The organism is Bradyrhizobium sp. HKCCYLR20261 (assembly GCF_051168435.1).
Lineage (GTDB): Bacteria > Pseudomonadota > Alphaproteobacteria > Rhizobiales > Xanthobacteraceae > Bradyrhizobium.
Genome location: NZ_JBNPUZ010000001.1, coordinates 308,441 through 324,997, shown reverse-complemented (window position 1 = coordinate 324,997; position 16,557 = coordinate 308,441). Strand labels below are relative to the sequence as shown.

Genomic DNA, 16,557 nt, shown 5'->3' with positions numbered 1-16,557 from the left:
GGCGCGTGATGCGTGTCGTCGGGGGACGGCTGAAGGGCCGCAACATCGCGTCGCCGGCGTCGCGCGATATCAGGCCGACGCAGGATCGGCTGCGCGAGGCATTGTTCAACATCCTGGTGCACGCCTACGACAATCCGATCGCGGGCGCGCGTGTGCTCGATCTGTTTGCCGGCACCGGCGCGCTCGGCATCGAGGCGGTGTCGCGCGGGGCTGAGTTCACCCTGTTCGTCGACAATGGCGCCGAGGCGCGGGCGCTGTTGCGCAACAATGTCGAGGCGCTTGGCCTGGGCGGCGTCACCAAGGTGTATCGCCGTGATGCCACCAATCTCGGCCCGGCGCATCCGGTCGAGCCGTTTGCGCTGGTGTTTCTTGATCCGCCCTATGGCAAGGGGCTGGCGGAGACGGCGCTGGTGTCGTTGCGCGATGGCGGCTGGCTGGTGCCATCGGCGCTGCTGGTTGTTGAGGAGTCCAAGGCCGCGGCGTTCAAGGCGCCAGACGGGTTCGAGGAGCTCGAGCGGCGCGCCTACGACGACACGGAATTCGTGTTTCTGCGCCGCTCGTGATCCTCGCTCGGTGTCGCACCTGCAAACGCAGGGGCCCATAACCACAGGATCACGTTGGGAGGCAGGCTGCTCGCCACCCCGTTCTTTTTCCTCACGGCTGCTGCGGCGTATGGGTCCCGGATCGGCGCCTCCGCGGCGCTTTGCGCCGCTGCGGCTTGTCCGGGACGACACCGGATTTGTAGCCATCGTCGAGGCCTCGAGCGTCGCTATCTCCTCCCGAACAGCTTCTCGACGTCGGCGAGCTTGAGCTCGACATAGGTCGGGCGGCCGTGGTTGCACTGGCCGGAGTTCGGCGTCTCCTCCATCTCACGCAGCAGCGCGTTCATCTCTTCCGGCTTGAGGCGGCGGCCGGCGCGGACGGAGCCGTGGCAGGCCATGGTGGCGGCGACGTGCATCAGGCGGCGCTCCAAGGGCAGCGCTTCGCCCCATTCCTCCATGTGCTCGGCGAGATCGCGCAGCAGCGCCGACGCATTGACCTTGCCGAGCAGCGACGGCGTCTCGCGCACCGCGACCGCGCCGGGGCCGAAGGATTCGATCGCGAGCCCGAACGAGGCGAGCTCATCGGTTCGCGCAAGCAGCGACTCGACGTTGGCCTCGTCGAGCTCGACGATATCGGGGATCAAGAGGATCTGCCGCTGCACGCCGTGGGTCGCAAGCGAAGACTTCAGGCGCTCATAGACGATGCGCTCGTGCGCGGCGTGCTGGTCGACGATGACGAGGCCGTCGCGCGTCTGCGCCACGATGTAGGTGTCGTGGATCTGAGTGCGCGCCGCGCCCAGCGGACGGTCGAGCAGGTCGGGCGCGGCCGGCTGCTCGTGCAGGCGCAAATCGGCGCGCGGGCCGCCGACGTCGAACGCCGACTGCATCGGCTCGGCGAAGGCGGCAGACGAGAATGCTGCCGGGCCCGCAGCCGCATCGTCATAGAGCGGCATCGGCGCCACCGGCGCCGACGGCGAGCGCTGCCAGTCCCAGTTCATCGGCGCAGCGTTCGGCCGCGGCGGCGAGAATGCCGGGCGGAACGCCGCGATGGTCGCACCGCCATCATTGGCCGCGGTGCGGCGGCCTTCGCGCGCCAAGCCTTCCTTCAGCGCGTGGATGATCAGCGCGCGCACCAGGCCGGCATTGCGGAAGCGCACCTCGGTCTTGGCCGGATGCACGTTGGCGTCGACCTCGCGCGGATCGAGCGTGACGAACAGCGCCACCACCGGATGCCGGTCGCGCGGCAGATAGTCGGCATAGGCCGCGCGTACCGCGCCGAGGATCAGCTTGTCGCGCACCGGGCGGCCGTTGACGAACAGATACTGGCCGAGCGCATTGGCGCGCGTCAGCGCCGGCGCCGCGGCGAAGCCTTCGACGACGACATGATCGCGCTCGCTGCGCACCGCGATCGCATGGCTGCGGAAGTCGGCGCCGAGGATATCGCCGAGCCGCGTCAATTGTCCCGGCGCGCCGGGCAGCGCGGCGGCCCAGGTCACCGGCGCGCGCTCCTCGCCGGCGATGGTGAAGGCGATGTCGGGCCGCGCCATCGCCAGCCGCCGCACCACCTCGCGGATCGCCTCGGCCTCGGTGCGGTCGGTCTTGAGGAACTTCAGCCGCGCGGGCGTCGCGTGGAAAAGATCGGCGACTTCGACGCGGGTGCCTTGATTCAGCGCCGCCGGTACGATCTCTGACTTGTCGCCGCAATCGACCGTGATGCCCCAGGCATGCGGCTCGCTTCTGTGCCGCGTCGTGATCGACAGCCGCGCCACTGAGCCGATCGACGGCAGCGCCTCGCCGCGGAACCCGAGCGTGCGGATCTGCAGCAGATCTTCGTCGTCGAGCTTCGACGTCGCATGACGCTCGACCGCGAGCGCAAGATCGGCTGATGTCATGCCGCCGCCATCATCGGTGATGGCGATCTTTCGCCGGCCACCGCCATCGGTGAAGATGTCGATGCGGTGGGCGCCGGCATCGATCGCATTCTCGACCAGCTCCTTGACCACGCTCGCAGGCCGCTCGACCACCTCGCCGGCGGCGATGCGGTTGATGACCTGTTCGGGGAGTTGGCGGACGGGCATGACTTGAACTTGGGTGGCTTGGATTTTGAAGGGACGCGGCGCCGTGAGAATAGCGTTTTTTATGCAGTGCGGCAGGCGAAAGCCACGTTCTCCAACGGGATTGTGAGGCGGGCGGGGCCAGTATATCGTTTCGCGAAAATCACAATCTGCCGGAGGAAGTCCATGTGCCGTCTGTTCGCACACCAGCCTCAGCGCGATTATGAGTCGCAGACCCGCTCCTTGCGGATCGGCGGCCATAGCACGTCGATCCGGCTCGAAATGGCGTTCTGGGACACGCTTGAGGAGATCGCGGCGAAGGAAGGCATGAGCGTCGCCAAATTCGTGACCACGCTGTATGCCGAGGTGCTCGACCATCACGGCGAGGTGAAGAATTTCGCGTCGCTGCTGCGGTGCTCCTGTCTGATCTATCGGTCGAAGGCGAGCGCGGCGATGCCGGAGTTCACCGCGGCTGCGATCATGGACGCGGCGGAGTAGCCACGCCACCAGTCTCTCGTCTCCCTCCCCCCGCCTGCGGGGGAGGGCGGGGTGGGGGCGCCCCACGGATAGTCTTTGCCGTATGAGCTCCATCATCAGCAATTTTTGCTGAGCGTTCCCCCACCCGCATCGCATCTTCGATGCGATGCGACCTCCCCCGCAAGCGGGGGAGGTGCTGACCGAGATCGCCGCAAGACTTTTGCGCCACCATATCGATCGTAATCAGATCTCCTTCTTCTGCATCGCGCCCGCGATGTAGTCGGCTTGCCTGATCGCCAGCGCCACGATGGTCAGCGTCGGATTGCACGCCGCACCCGTCGTGAACTGGCTGCCGTCCGACACGAACAGGTTCTTCACGTCGTGCGTCTGGCCGAACTTGTTGACGACGCCGTCTTTCGCCTTCTCGCTCATCCGGTTGGTGCCAAGATTGTGCGTCGAGGGATAGGGCGTGGTCGGATAGGTCACAGTGGCGCCGACGGCCTCGTAGATCGCCGAGCCCTGCTTGTAGGCGTGGGCGCGCATCGCGACGTCGTTGGGATGATCGTCGAAATGCACCGAGGCCACCGGCATGCCGAACTTGTCCTTGGCGACCGGATCGAGCGTGATGCGGTTGGTCTCCTGCGGCATGTCCTCGCCGACCAGCCACATGCCGGCCATGCGCGGATAGGTCTCCATCGCCGCGGTGAAGCTGCGGCCCCAGGCGCCGGGATTGAGGAACGCGGCCATGAACGGCAGGCCGAGCGACAAGGTCTCCATCTCGTAGCCGCCGACGAAGCCGCGCTTCGGGTTGAACGCGGCCTCGTCACGGACGATGCCGGCCATCGTGGTGCCGCGATACATGTGCACGGGGTTCTCGAACGTCGCGTAGACGCTGCCGGTCATGTGCCGCATGTAGTTGCGGCCGACCTGGCCCGAGGAGTTCGCAAGGCCATCGGGGAACAGGTTGGATGCGCTGTTGAGCAGAAGCCGCGGGCTCTCGATGGAGTTGCCGGCGACCGCGACGATGCGGGCCTTCTGCTGCTGCATCTTGCCGTCGGCATCGGCATAGACCACGCCGGTCACCTTGCCGGAGGCGTCATGCTCGATCTTGATCGCCATGCAGCCGGAGCGGACCTCGAGATTGCCGGTGGCCTCGCCCTTCGGGATCTCGGTGTAGAGCGTCGACCATTTCGCACCGGACTTGCAGCCCTGGAAGCAGAAGCCGATCTGCTGACAGGCGCCGCGGCCGTCGCGCGGCTGCGAGTTGATCGCCATGTTGCCGGTGTGCACGGTCTTGTAGCCGAGCCGCTTGGCGCCGGCTTCGAGGACCTTGAAGTTGTTGTTGCCGGGCAGGCCGGGAATGTCGTTGGTGCGCGTCACGCCCATCTTGAACTCGGCCTTGGCGTACCACGGCGCCATCTCGGCGAGCGTCACCGGCCAGTCGAGCAGCGTGGTGCCCGGCACGCCGCCATAGGTGGTGCGCGCCTTGAACTCGTGCTCCTCGAAGCGCAGCGAGGCGCCGGCCCAGTGCACCGTCGAGCCGCCGACCGCCTTCACGATCCAGGCCGGCAGATTGGCGAAGTCCTTCGCCACGCGCCAGCTTCCGGACGTCGTCCGCATGTCGGTCCAGGCGAGCTGGGTGAAGCTCTCCCATTCGTCGTTGATGAAGTCGGGGATCTCGTAGCGGCCGCCGGCCTCCAGGATAACGACCTTGATGCCCTTCTGCGCGAGCTCGTTGCCCAGGGTGCCGCCGCCGGCGCCCGAGCCCACGATCACGACCACGCTCGAATCGTTCAGATCGAATTTTGCCATTGTGGTTTCCTCCGTGTTCTCGTTGTTGTTCGCCGGCGTCAGGCTTTTGGCAGCCAGTCGATGTCGGAGAAGCCACGGTTGATGTAGCCGCCATGCTCGGCGGAGGAGCCCTCGTAGCCGAACTTCGGCCAGAGCTCTTTCTGGTTGTACAGCGACACCACGAGATCGCCGCGCAGCGTCTTGAAGAAAGGGGTCTGCTCGATGCCCACAAGCAGCGCGACGCGGTCGGTTTCCCACGGCACCTGCGCATAGGGCACCTTGTGGCGATCCCTGGCGTCCTGGTCGAGCCGGGCGATGCCGTCATTGATCATCGCCTTGACGGCAGCATCTTCCGCCGCCTTGCCGTCCCACGGCTTGACGGCAGTGATGTAGTAGCGGTCGGCGAGGAAGTCGTGCGGATAGATGTCGCGCGCGACCTTCACCAGCGTCTTCAAGGTCGCCGGCGTCAGCGCCTTGGCATCCTCCGCCCAGGCATCGGTGACGCCGACGCCGGTCGCGGAGGCGACGGCGGCGGCCGGCACTGTCGCTGCCGCGCCCTTCAGGAAGACGCGGCGGTCGTATTTGTTACGGCGATCGACTTCTCTCATGGCAGTTTCCTCCGTGTGATTTTTATTTGTAATTCCGTGGTCTTGCGGCTCAGCCGAAGCGGCCGCCGCGCTGGATCACCTCGATCTTGTAGCCGTCGGGATCGCTGACGAAGAAGAAGCGGGCCAAGGTCGCACCATTGTGCTTGAAGTCGCGCAAGGGGCCGGGCGCCAGGTTCTCGCGCTCGAAGCGGGCGTGCTCGGCATCGACATCGTCGACCACGACCGCGAGATGGCCGTAGCCGTCGCCGAGCGTGTACGGCTCCTTGCGGTCGAAATTGACGGTCAGCTCGACCTCGAACGGCGACGAGGGATGGCGCAGATAGATCAGGGCGAAGCCGTCGAAGCGCAGGTTGTCAGCGATCTCCAGGCCGAAGGCGCGCTTGTAGAAGTCGAGCGCCTTGGTCTCGTCGAAGACGCGGATCATGGAGTGAACGGGCTTGGCCATCTCAATTGTCCTTCAAATAGTTGATGATCGCGGCGCGGACGTCGGGCTTGGCCTGGCGGTAGGCCATGACGGCGCCGGGGATCAGCTCTTGCGGGTTGGTCAGCCAGGCGTCGAGCTTGGCCTCGTCCCAGGTGAAGTCGGCTTTCGCGAAGCCGGCGGAATAGCGGAAGCCTTGGACGGAACCGGCGCGGCGGCCGACGATCTTCGACAGCGGCGGTCCCTGTCGCATCGGCTCGGTGCTGCTCAGCGTGTGGCAGACACCGCATTGCTGCTTGAACAAGGTGGCGCCATCGGCGGGCTTGGGCGAGGGCAGTGCCATCTGCGCGGAGGCGATCGTGGTGCCGAGCACCGCGCTGCAAAACAGCCCGACAAAAACAGGCGCAAGCCGCGCCGCACGCCATCCCGACATCGATCCTCGCTCTCGTTTTTTCTGAGAGTAGGTTGCAGCCGATGTGGCGTGGTAGTAGCCGGCTGTTTCAGCGAGAACAAAGCAGGCGCGGCTCGTTGCAGCGCGGGAGATGAGTCAGCAGTGCAGACTCATCGTGCTGTCATCAGGGGGGCGACGTTGTACGGGCGGCTCTGTACGAATCTATCTTAAGCGCCACACCGATCGTCATTCCGGGGCAAGGCCGCAGGCCTTGAACCCGGAATCTCGAGCTTGGCTTGCGTTCGTTTCCAACAATCTCGAGATTCCGGGTTCAATCGCCGATGCGCAAACGCGCATCGACGATTGCCCCGGAATGACGGGATTGGGTGACAAGCTCAAGGCCGGCCAACTAATCGTCGAAACGTCTTGCGCCGCGGCCGGCCTTGACGTCGCTGCGCAGCTTCTTGCCTTCGAGACGGCGCTGCTTGGAGCCGAAGGTCGGCTTGGTCGGGCGGCGGACCTTCGGCCGCACCATCGCCTCGCGCAGCAAGGTCACGAGGCGCTCGATCGCATCGGCCTTGTTGCGCTCCTGGGTGCGGAAGCGCTCGGCCTGGATGACGATGACGCCGTTCTTGGTCATGCGCTGGCCGGCGAGACGGGCGAGCCGTGCGGCGGCATCCTCCGGCAGCGTGATGCGGCTGGTGTCGAAGCGCAGTTGCGCCGAGGTCGACAGCTTGTTGACGTTCTGGCCGCCGGGGCCGGAGGCGCGGACGAACGAGATCTCGATGTCGTTCTCGTCGATGGCAAGGTCGCGGGAGATCCGCAGCATGGGGCACCAGGGGGATTCGAAGGCTTTCGTGGGCACCATAGCGGGTTTAGCGGCGGTGTGCGCGGGTGGGCAGTGACCAGATTTATGATGGTGCCGCGACGCTACCAAAACCTCCGCTGTCATCCCGGCGAACGCCGGGATCCATAACCACAGGGAGCGGTTTGGGGTAGGCTGGTCATGACCGCCTTTCGCATCATTTCGGCTGCGGCGTATGGGTCCCGGATCGGCGCCACGCCGCGCTTCGCGCGTCGCGGCTTGTCCGGGACGACGACTGTGGGTGGGGCGCAGCTCGGCCAGCAACGAAAGCTGTCGTCCGGGCAAGCCTTCAGTGACGCGAAGCGTTGCGGAAGGCGGCGACCCGGGACCCATACGCCGCAGCAGATATGATGATGGGAAGTGCCAACGACCGGCGTGCTCAAACCCCTCCCTGGGGGGATGGGTCCCGGATCGGCGCCCCGCCGCGCTCCGCGCGTCGCGGCTTGTCCGGGACGACACCATTTGTGTTGTGGCAGCTGTGGTCAACCGCACCGAGGTGTGATGCGGCGTCGCCTCCGCTCAGTTCGTCTTCGTCACCGGCGCGGTGACCGGCGCCTGCGCCGGCTCGGCCGCCGCCTGCGGCGTGCGGCCGACCACCGCCGTCAGCAGGCCCTGGCTCCAGAGCTGCTTGGCCGCCTTCTTGGCATCGTCGAGCGTAACCGCATTCACGATCTCGCTGCGCTTCTCGATGTAGTCGATCGGCATCTTGTCGAGCTGGTACTGCAGCATCGCCTGCGCCAGCTTGGAGGAGGTGTCGAGCGCCAGCATTTGCGAGCCGTTGATGTAGGACTTGGCCTCGTCGAGCTCCTGCTGGGTCGGACCTTCCTCGGCCATGCGGCGGATCTCGCCCTCGACCGCGGCGATGGTCTCGCTGGCGCGGTCGAAGCGGGTCGCGGTGTTGCCGATGAAGAGGGCCGAGTGATCCATCCACAGCAGCGCGTCATAGACGGAGTAGGCGAGGCCGCGCTTCTCGCGCACCTCCTTGTACAGCCGCGACGACAGGCCGCCGCCGCCGAGGATGTGGTTGACGACATAGGCCGCCATGAAGTTCGGGTCGTGGCGGCGGATGCCGGGGCCGCCGAAGGTGATCACGGTCTGCGGCACGTCGAGCGAGACGAGCACGCGCTGCGGCGGCTTGGTGGCGACGACGTCTGGCACCGGGGTCAACTGCGCCTTGGCCGGCAGGCTGCCGAAGGTCTGGTCGAGCAGCTTGCCGAGCGTCGCCGGATCGACATCGCCGACGACGGCAACCTTCAGCGTGTCCTTGGCGAGGACGCGGCCGACATAGGCCTTGAGATCGTCGACGGAGATGCTCGGCACGCTGTCGAGCGTGCCGTTGGCGGGACGGCCATAGGGATGGTTCGGAAAGGCGAGCTCGAGGAATTTGCGGCCCGCGAGCGAGCTCGGGTTTGTGGTCTCGCGACGCAGCCCCGAAAGCACCTGCGACTTGATGCGCTCGACATCGGCGCTGTCGAAATGCGGCGAGGTCAGCGCCGTGCGCAACAGGTCGAACGCTTCGTCCTTGTTGTCACGCAGCATGCGCAGCGAGCCGCGGAACTGATCGCGCGACACCTGAAACGACAGCTCGATGGCGCGGCGGTCGAGGCGCTCGTGGAAGGTCTTGGAATCGAGATCGCCGGAGCCCTCGTCGAGCAGGTCGGCGACGAGATTGCCGACGCCGGGCTTGCCCTGGGGATCCTGCGAGGCGCCGCCCTGGAAGGCGTATTCCATCGCGATCAAGGGGACGGTGGCGTCCTGAACGAACCAGGCCTCGATGCCGCCGGGCGAGACCAGGCGCTGGATCTTGGTCGCGGCCTGCGCGGCCGGTGCCAGCGTGAGCGCGGCAGCGGCAACGGCAAGCGTGCAGGCGAAACGGCGGGCGAAGCTCATTGTGCTCATCACGACCGCTTCTCCTCGCGCTTGGCCGCATTGTCCTTGATCAGATAGCCGGTGACCGAGCGCTTCTTCTGCAGCCAGGTCTGCGCGGCGGCGCGGACCTGCTCGGCGGTGACGGCGCGGATGCGGTCCGGCCAGCTCCGGATATCCTCGATGCTGAGACCGGTGGTGAGGCCGCCGCCATACCAGCGCGCCATCGTCGCCTGGTTGTCCTGGGCGTAGATCGCTTCCGCGATGAGCTGGGTCTTGACGCGCTCGAGATCCTCGGCGCGCACCGGGTTCTGCGCGAGCTCGGCGATGACGCTGTCGACGACGGCTTCGACCTGGGCGAACTCGACGCCCGGCCGCGGCGAGGCCGCGATCGAGAACTGGGTCGGATCGAGCGAGGTGCCCTGATAGGACGCGCTGGCATTGATTGCGAGCGGCTTGTCGACGACCAGCGCGCGGTAGAGATAGGAGTTGCTGCCGCTGCCCATCAGCTGCGCCAGCACGTCGAGCGCGGCCGACTGGCCGGGCGCTGCGGTCGTGGCCGAGGGCACCAGATAGAAGCGCCGCATCGAAGGCTGCTCGACATGCGGATCAGCGAGCGTGACGGTGCGCGGCGCCACCGGTTCCGGCTCCTGCGGCCGCATGCGGCGGGCGGGGATGTCGGGCTGCGAGGGGATCTTCGCGAACGTCTTTTCGACGAGCGGACGAACCTCGTTGACGTCGGTGTCGCCGGCAATCACCAGCGTCGCATTGTTGGGTGCATAGAAGCGGCGATAGAACGCCAGCGCATCCTCGCGGCTGAGCTTCTCGATCTCCGGCTTCCAGCCGATCACGGGACGGCCATAGGGATGGTTGACGTAGAGCGCCGCCATGATCTGCTCGTTGAGGCGGGCCTCCGGCGAGTTGGCGACGCGCATGTTGTACTCCTCGAGCACGACGTCGCGCTCGGGCAGCACGTTCTCGTCCTTGAGCACGAGGCCGGTCATGCGGTCGGCCTCGAACTCCATCATCTTCGGCAGCTGGTCGCGCGGCACGCGCTGGAAATAGCCGGTGTAGTCGACCGAGGTGAAGGCGTTCTCATTGCCGCCGATCTTCAGCACGGTCTTGGAGAACTCGCCGGCCGGATGTTTCTCGGTACCCTTGAACATCAGGTGTTCGAGGAAATGCGCGAGGCCCGATTTGCCGGGCGTCTCGTCGGCCGAGCCGACCTTGTACCAGATCATCTGCGTCACCACGGGGGTGCGGTGATCCTGGATGACGACGACCTGCAGGCCGTTGGGAAGCGTGAAGCTGGCGGGGGGCTCGGAGGCGAACGTCGTTTGCGCCGAAGCGCCGGCCGTGAACGCAAACAGGGAGACGAGTGCGGCGGCGACGGGAATGAACCGGTGCGAGGACATCATGATCCTTCTGAAAGCCCGCGGGAGGGCGGGGCGATCGGGTTTGAGCGCAGCATGCTACACCGCGCGGGACGGCGCCCGGCGTCACAAAACGGCGACATGCTGCCGCCGCAAGACATTAAATTTCGCTAACGCCGGCTTGAGCCGGCATCCCCGGAGAAGGTGAGGCGGTCGCCGCCGTCACCGTTCCTTGCCGGTCATGATGTCCAGCTGCTTGCCGCCGATCGGCTCCATCTTGCCGGTGCCATAGGCATAGCTGGACGAGGGGGTCTGGTAGCCCGGCGGCGGCTGGGTCAGGCTTTCGCGCTGCGGCTCGCTGGTAAACTGCTTGGTCTCGGTGTCCGTGCCCTTGAACATGCCGAACAGGCCGCCCTTGAAGCCGAGCTGGGACGGGCTCATCATCGGGTTGTTGCTGACGCCGGGCTGGATCGGCTCGGTCGACTTGGCGGACGCCGTGCGGCCGGCGCGCATCTCGGCGGGGGTCAGCGGACGCGAGGCGGCGACCGGATCCTTGTTGTCCTTCTTACGTGCGGCGGCGGCTGCGCGGCGCTGCTGCTCGTCGGGGTCCTTCGGCCAGTTCGGCGCGGTTGCCTGGGCCGCGGAGGCCGGCGGCGGCAGATCGAGCTTGGGCGGGACCACCAGCGGCGAGCGCTCGCGGTAATTGATGGTCGGCGTCTCCATGTTGGTGCCGCCGAGGCCGCGCATCACGTTGTCGATGATCTTCTCTTCGAAGGTCTTGTCGTCTTCCTCGTCCTCCTGGGCACGGGCCGCGCCCGTGGCCATGATGACGCCGATGCCGAGCACGACTGCCGAAAGGCGCAGGGCGCGAATGGCTGGGCGGCTCACGATCCGGCCGCTGACTTCGGTCTTGCGCATGGCTTTCCCTGTCCTCGCTTGTCCAGTGGTCGTGCTCCGACGAACCGGCCGCGACTCCATCGTCTGAATAACCCGCGCCCCCAGGGGCCGTCCGGTCATCGCGCCGATCTCGAAAACGTGAAGAACGTCAGGCTCTTGACCCCAAGTCACCCCGGGGATCGGCACCGGCCGGTATCGACCTGGATCAGGGCGCTTTTGCGGCGGAGCTCCCGAAGAAGGAGTCATACAGCAGGCCCGCCACCCCGGCAACGATGGCCACATCGGCCATGTTGAAGATGTACCAATTGTAGACCGTGCCTCCGATCTGGACGTGGAACAGCGCGAAATCGACCACGGCGCCGAACGCCAGCCGGTCGATGCCGTTGCCGATCGCGCCGCCGATGATCAGGCCGAGCGCCAGCGTCGCCAGCTTGGTTTCCGCCCTGAGCATCCAGATGCCCAGCGCGATCACCGCGACCACCTTCACCGCCATCAGACCGTATTGCGCCAGCGGCGAGTCGTTCTGCAGCCAGCCGAAGCTGATGCCGATGTTCCAGGCCAGCACGAGATCGAAGAACGGCGTGATCTTGACAGTGCCGCGGTTCGGCAGATCGAACCCGTAGAGCAGCCACAGCTTGGTGGCCTGGTCGATGATGAGTGTGGCGAGGGCCGCGAGGAGGCCGAGGCGGAGGCGGGCGGTCATTGCAGAGTGGCCGTGGGATCGTCACAGCGCGTACGCGGCAGGTCCTCACCTCTCCCCGCCTGCGGGGAGAGGTCGGATTGCATCGGAGATGCAATCCGGGTGAGGGGGACTCTCCACGAGCTCGGTCTGTGGAGAGTCCCCCTCACCCCCGCCCTCTCCCCGCACGCGGGGCGAGGGAGCGCACCGCGCTCGGGGACAGAGATCGGGTCCATTAAGCGCTCACCCCCAGCGCCTTCCATTCGCGCAGCGCCTTCGCGTCGCGCGGGGAGACGTCGGGATAGTCCTTGTCCTCGCCGACGCTCTCCAGGATCTTCCAGGAGCGGGCGCACTTCCTGCCGACGGCTTTCTCGACCACCACCGCCACACCCGGCACCGCATCCAGCCGGAACGCCTCGGCTGGCGCGTCGCCCTCGCGGACCTCGTAGTTCGAGGTGATGCAGACCTCGGCGAGGTCGGTGTCGAACAAGGTGCCGAGCAGGGCGCGGTCGGCGACGTAGATGATTGGCGAGGCCTCGAGCGAGGACCCGATGGTCTTGGCGGCGCGGGCGAGCTCCAGCGCGCCGGTTACGACGCGTCTGATGTTGCGGATGGTCTCCCATTTCGCGGCGAGTGCCTCGTCGCGATAACCGTCCATCGCGTCCGGGAACAAGGTCAGATGCACCGACGGCTCGGCGTCCGGCCGGTACATCCGCCATGCCTCGTCCGTGGTGAAGGACAGCACCGGCGCCAGCCATTTCAGGATGGCGTCGCAGATCAGGTCGATCGCGGTCAGCGCCGCCTTCCGGGCCACCGAGGACGGCGGGTCGCAATACAGCGTGTCCTTGCGGATGTCGAAATAGAACGCCGACAGCTCGGTGTTCATGAACGCCGCGAGCGAGGCGATCACGGTCTTGTAGTCGAACGCGGCATAGGCGCGGCGGATCACCTCCGCCTGCTGGCTCAGCTGATGCAGCATCAGCCGCTCCAGCTCCGGCATGTCGGCGAACGCGACGGCCTCGTTGCGCTTGTAATGGTGCAAGGTGCCGAGCATCCAGCGGATGCTGTTACGCAGCTTGCGGTAGGTCTCGATGGTGTTCTTCAGGATCTCCGGGCCGATGCGCTGGTCATCGGCATAGTCGGTGGCGCAGACCCAGAGCCGCAGGATGTCGGCGCCGGAATCCTTGATGACCTTCTGCGGCTCGATGGTGTTGCCGAGCGACTTCGACATCTTGCGGCCGTTCTCGTCGAGCGTGAAGCCGTGCGTCAGCACGACGTCATACGGCGCCCGGCCGCGCGTGCCGCAGCTCTCCAGCAGCGAGGAGTGGAACCAGCCGCGATGCTGGTCCGAGCCTTCGAGGTACATCACCGTGTCCCGGCCGCCATCGACCTTGCGCTTGATGCCGGCGAGGCCGGGGAAGTGCACGGGGTCTTCCAGCACAAAGGCGTGGGTCGAGCCGGAGTCGAACCAGACGTCGCAGATGTCGTCGACCTTCTTCCAGTCTTCGTTGGCGCGGGATCCGAGGAAGCGCTCGCGCGCGCCGTCGGCGTACCAGGCGTCGGCGCCTTCTTTTTCGAAGGCGTCAGCAATGCGGGCGTTCACCGCCTCGTCCTGCAAGATCTCGGCCGAGCCGTCGCCCTTCTCGCGCACGAACACGGCGATCGGCACGCCCCAGGCGCGCTGGCGCGAGATCACCCAGTCCGGGCGGTTGGCGATCATGCCGTTGATGCGGTTCTGGCCGGCGGCCGGTACCCATTGCGTCACCGAGATCGCGCGCAGCGCGCGCGCGCGCAGGGTGTCGCCGGACTTCGCCTGGCCGTGGTCCGCAATGTCCTTGTCCATCGCGATGAACCATTGCGGCGTGTTGCGGAAGATCACCGGCTTCTTGGAGCGCCAGGAATGCGGGTACTGATGCTTCAGACGGCCGCGCGCCAGCAACTGGCCGGCGTCGGTCAGCGCCTTGATGACGGCCTCGTTGGCGTCGCCCTTTTCGCCCTTGTCGTTGATGACGCGTTTTCCCGTAAAGCCCGGCGCGTGATCGGTCAGCGCGCCGTTCTCGTCGACGGTGTAGGGGATCGTGGTGGCGATGCCCCGGCCGTCGAGCTCGCGCGCATTCGCCATCCAGACGTCAAAGTCCTCGCGGCCGTGGCCGGGGGCGGTGTGCACGAAGCCGGTGCCGGTGTCGTCGGTGACGTGCTCGCCCGACAGCAGCGGCACGACGAAATTGTAGCCGCCTGCGAGGCCCTTGAACGGATGGGCGCATTCGACGGCATCCAGCGTGTCGCCGGGGATGTCGCGCAGCTTGGCGTAGCTCGTGATGCGCGCCTGCTTGAACACGCTGTCGGCGAGCGCGTCGGCCAGGATCAGTCTGTCGCCGGCCTTCGCCCAGTTGTCCGCCGGTGCGTCGGTGATCTCATAGAGGCCGTAGGCGATCTTGGGCGAGAACGAGATGGCGCGGTTGCCGGGCAGGGTCCAGGGCGTGGTGGTCCAGATCACGACCGAGGCGCCGGCCAGCGCGCCATGCGCTGGCGACGTCACCGGAAACTTCACCCACACCGTGTCGGACTGATAGTCCTCGTACTCGACCTCGGCCTCGGCCAGCGCGGTCTTCTCGACCACGCTCCACATCACGGGCTTGGAGCCGCGATACAGCGTGCCGTTGGCGGCGAACTTCATCAGCTCGCGCGCGATCTGGGCCTCGGCCGGATAGGTCATGGTGGCGTAGGGATGGTCCCAGTCGCCGATCACGCCGAGACGCTTGAACTCTTCGCGCTGCACGTTGAGCCAATGCTCGGCATAGGCGCGGCATTCGCGGCGGAACGCGACCATGGCGGCAGAGTCGCGGAAGTCGGGCTTGGTCTTGCCCTTCTTGCGGTAGTTCTCCTCCTCGATCTTCCACTCGATCGGCAGGCCGTGGCAGTCCCAGCCCGGCACGTAGTTGGAATCGTGGCCGAGCATCTGCTGGCTCTTGGTCACGACGTCCTTGAGGATCTTGTTCAGCGAATGCCCGATATGGATGTTGCCGTTGGCGTAGGGCGGGCCGTCATGCAGGACGAATTTCGGCCGTCCCTTCGCGGTCGCGCGCAGCTTGCCGTAGAGGTCGATGTCGTTCCAATATTTCAGCAGCTCTGGCTCGCGCTGCGGCAGGCCGGCGCGCATCGGGAATTCCGTCTGCGGCAGATAGAGGGTTTTCGAATAGTCCTTGTCGGCTTTTTGGGCGTCGGATTTTTGCGGCTTGTCGGACATGGGGATCTGGCTTGATGAGCTCAAAGAGGGGCGCGGAAGCGCGATCTGCGATCGCGGGCGGCGGAACGAGCAGAGACATCCCGGTCTTGCGCCGAGCTCGAAAAGCTCAGGCGGAAGCCGGGCCGCTAATGCCGATGGTGCGCCGTATCAACATGGGGCTCCCTCATAGCAGCCGGGCGGCCAAATCGCAAAGTGATCTGCGCGTCAGCGCTCTCCAGATGCGGTCATTCCGGGGCAGCCCGTCAGGGCTGAACCCGGAATCTCGAGATTCCGGGTTCGATGCTGCGCATCGCTCCGGAATGACGGCATGGAGGACGCAGGTCAGCCGATCTCGCCGAGCCGGGGGAAGAGGCCGGCGCTCGCCGCCAGCAGGGCGCGGGCCTTGGCGCTGTCGTCGTCCATCTGCCGGATCAGGGCGTCGATCGAGGTGAATTTCGCCTCCTCGCGGATGAAGCCGATGAACGCGACATCCAGCACCTCGCCATAGAGGCTGTCCTTGAAATCGAACAGAAACGTCTCCAGCAGCGGCGCGCCATTGTCGAAGGTCGGCCGGCGGCCGAAATTGGCGACGCCGTCGATCAGCACCCGGTTGGCGCCGCGGCCGCGGCCGACCCGGACGGCATAGATGCCGTGACGCAGGCCGCAATCGCGATCGAGCCGCATGTTGGCGGTGGGGTAGCCGAGGTCGCGGCCGCGCTTTTCGCCATGGATGACCTCCGAGGAGACGAACCAGGGACCGCCCAGCATGGCGGTGGCCTCCGCGACCTGGCCCTCGGCCAGCGCCTCGCGGATCGCGGTCGAGGACACCGGCCGCTCGTCGATGTCGACATGCGGCTGGACCTCGACGGTGATCCCGAGCTTGGGCGCCTCATTGGCGAGCAGGGTCGGGGAGCCGACCCGGCCCTTGCCGAAATGAAAATCGTAGCCGACGGCAATTCCGGCGACGCCGAGGCGGCCGATGAGATCGTGGTGAATGAAGTCCTGCGCCGGGGTCTGGGCGCGGCCCTTGTCGAAAGTCATCACCACGGCACCGTCGAGCCCGGCGCCGGCCAGCAGCCGCAGCTTGGCGGCCTCGTCGGTCAGCCGGAACTGCGGGGTATTCGGGCTGAAAAAGCGCCGCGGATGCGGCTCGAAGGTCAGGGCCAGCGCCGGGCGGCCCTTGGCCCTGCCCATCGCGATGGCGGCGTCGATCACGGCCCGATGGCCGAGGTGAACGCCGTCGAAATTCCCCATCGCCACCACCGCGCCCTTGAGGATGTCCTGTGGCGGGGTGGAATCGCGGATGATCGTGAAAGCTGACATCTGACGGAAATATCTCGCGAATTTGTCAAGTTCCCCGATCCGGC

General features: G+C 66.4%; 14 protein-coding genes. 2 read left to right on the top strand and 12 right to left on the bottom strand.

Annotation, left to right across the window (positions count from 1 at the left end; genetic code table 11):
• The first annotated feature begins 8 nt into the window (after window positions 1-8).
• The gene (rsmD, locus tag ACQR1L_RS01490; RefSeq protein WP_434856154.1) at window positions 9-563 is read left to right on the top strand and encodes a 16S rRNA (guanine(966)-N(2))-methyltransferase RsmD; all 555 of its coding nucleotides are present in this window, start codon (window positions 9-11) and stop codon (window positions 561-563) included.
• 206 nt (window positions 564-769) lie between these two features.
• Here the strand turns inward: rsmD and mutL are convergent, their stop codons facing one another.
• Entirely contained in the window at window positions 770-2,620 is a 1,851-nt protein-coding gene (gene mutL, locus ACQR1L_RS01485; protein ID WP_434856153.1) for a DNA mismatch repair endonuclease MutL, read from the bottom strand.
• A 162-nt stretch (window positions 2,621-2,782) separates the two neighbouring features.
• On the opposite strand from mutL, the gene ACQR1L_RS01480 reads away from it, so the two are divergent.
• Complete coding sequence (locus ACQR1L_RS01480; protein ID WP_434856152.1) at window positions 2,783-3,094, top strand: ribbon-helix-helix domain-containing protein; 312 nt, start codon at window positions 2,783-2,785, stop codon at window positions 3,092-3,094.
• A 222-nt stretch (window positions 3,095-3,316) separates the two neighbouring features.
• Here ACQR1L_RS01480 and ACQR1L_RS01475 read toward each other — a convergent pair whose 3' ends face one another.
• The 11 genes from ACQR1L_RS01475 to ACQR1L_RS01425 all read right to left on the bottom strand — a co-directional run bounded on the left by ACQR1L_RS01475 (window position 3,317) and on the right by ACQR1L_RS01425 (window position 16,513).
• Window positions 3,317-4,885 (bottom strand): GMC family oxidoreductase, encoded by a 1,569-nt coding sequence (locus ACQR1L_RS01475; protein ID WP_434856151.1) that lies wholly within the window; start codon window positions 4,883-4,885, stop codon window positions 3,317-3,319.
• A 38-nt stretch (window positions 4,886-4,923) separates the two neighbouring features.
• Window positions 4,924-5,472: a gluconate 2-dehydrogenase subunit 3 family protein gene (locus tag ACQR1L_RS01470; RefSeq protein ID WP_434856150.1), complete on the bottom strand. Its 549-nt coding sequence runs from the start codon at window positions 5,470-5,472 to the stop codon at window positions 4,924-4,926.
• A 49-nt stretch (window positions 5,473-5,521) separates the two neighbouring features.
• Window positions 5,522-5,917, bottom strand: a complete 396-nt coding sequence (locus ACQR1L_RS01465) for a VOC family protein (RefSeq protein ID WP_434856149.1) — start codon at window positions 5,915-5,917, stop codon at window positions 5,522-5,524.
• Window position 5,918: 1 nt separating this feature from the next.
• Window positions 5,919-6,236, bottom strand: a complete 318-nt coding sequence (locus ACQR1L_RS01460; protein ID WP_434856550.1) for a c-type cytochrome — start codon at window positions 6,234-6,236, stop codon at window positions 5,919-5,921.
• 457 nt (window positions 6,237-6,693) lie between these two features.
• Complete coding sequence (gene arfB / locus ACQR1L_RS01455) at window positions 6,694-7,113, bottom strand: alternative ribosome rescue aminoacyl-tRNA hydrolase ArfB (protein WP_006610408.1); 420 nt, start codon at window positions 7,111-7,113, stop codon at window positions 6,694-6,696.
• Between the two features lie 555 nt (window positions 7,114-7,668).
• Entirely contained in the window at window positions 7,669-9,048 is a 1,380-nt protein-coding gene (locus tag ACQR1L_RS01450; RefSeq protein ID WP_434856148.1) for a M16 family metallopeptidase, read from the bottom strand.
• Complete coding sequence (locus tag ACQR1L_RS01445; RefSeq protein WP_434856147.1) at window positions 9,048-10,433, bottom strand: M16 family metallopeptidase; 1,386 nt, start codon at window positions 10,431-10,433, stop codon at window positions 9,048-9,050. The genes ACQR1L_RS01450 and ACQR1L_RS01445 overlap by 1 nt, the downstream gene beginning before the upstream one ends.
• Window positions 10,434-10,610: 177 nt before the next feature.
• Window positions 10,611-11,306, bottom strand: coding sequence for a hypothetical protein (locus ACQR1L_RS01440; protein ID WP_434856146.1), 696 nt, complete (start codon window positions 11,304-11,306; stop codon window positions 10,611-10,613).
• Window positions 11,307-11,490: 184 nt separating this feature from the next.
• Window positions 11,491-11,988: a signal peptidase II gene (gene lspA / locus ACQR1L_RS01435; protein WP_434856145.1), complete on the bottom strand. Its 498-nt coding sequence runs from the start codon at window positions 11,986-11,988 to the stop codon at window positions 11,491-11,493.
• A gap of 211 nt (window positions 11,989-12,199) precedes the next feature.
• Complete coding sequence (gene ileS, locus ACQR1L_RS01430; protein ID WP_434856144.1) at window positions 12,200-15,211, bottom strand: isoleucine--tRNA ligase; 3,012 nt, start codon at window positions 15,209-15,211, stop codon at window positions 12,200-12,202.
• 321 nt (window positions 15,212-15,532) lie between these two features.
• Window positions 15,533-16,513, bottom strand: coding sequence for a bifunctional riboflavin kinase/FAD synthetase (locus ACQR1L_RS01425; RefSeq protein ID WP_434856143.1), 981 nt, complete (start codon window positions 16,511-16,513; stop codon window positions 15,533-15,535).
• Window positions 16,514-16,557 lie beyond the last annotated feature (44 nt).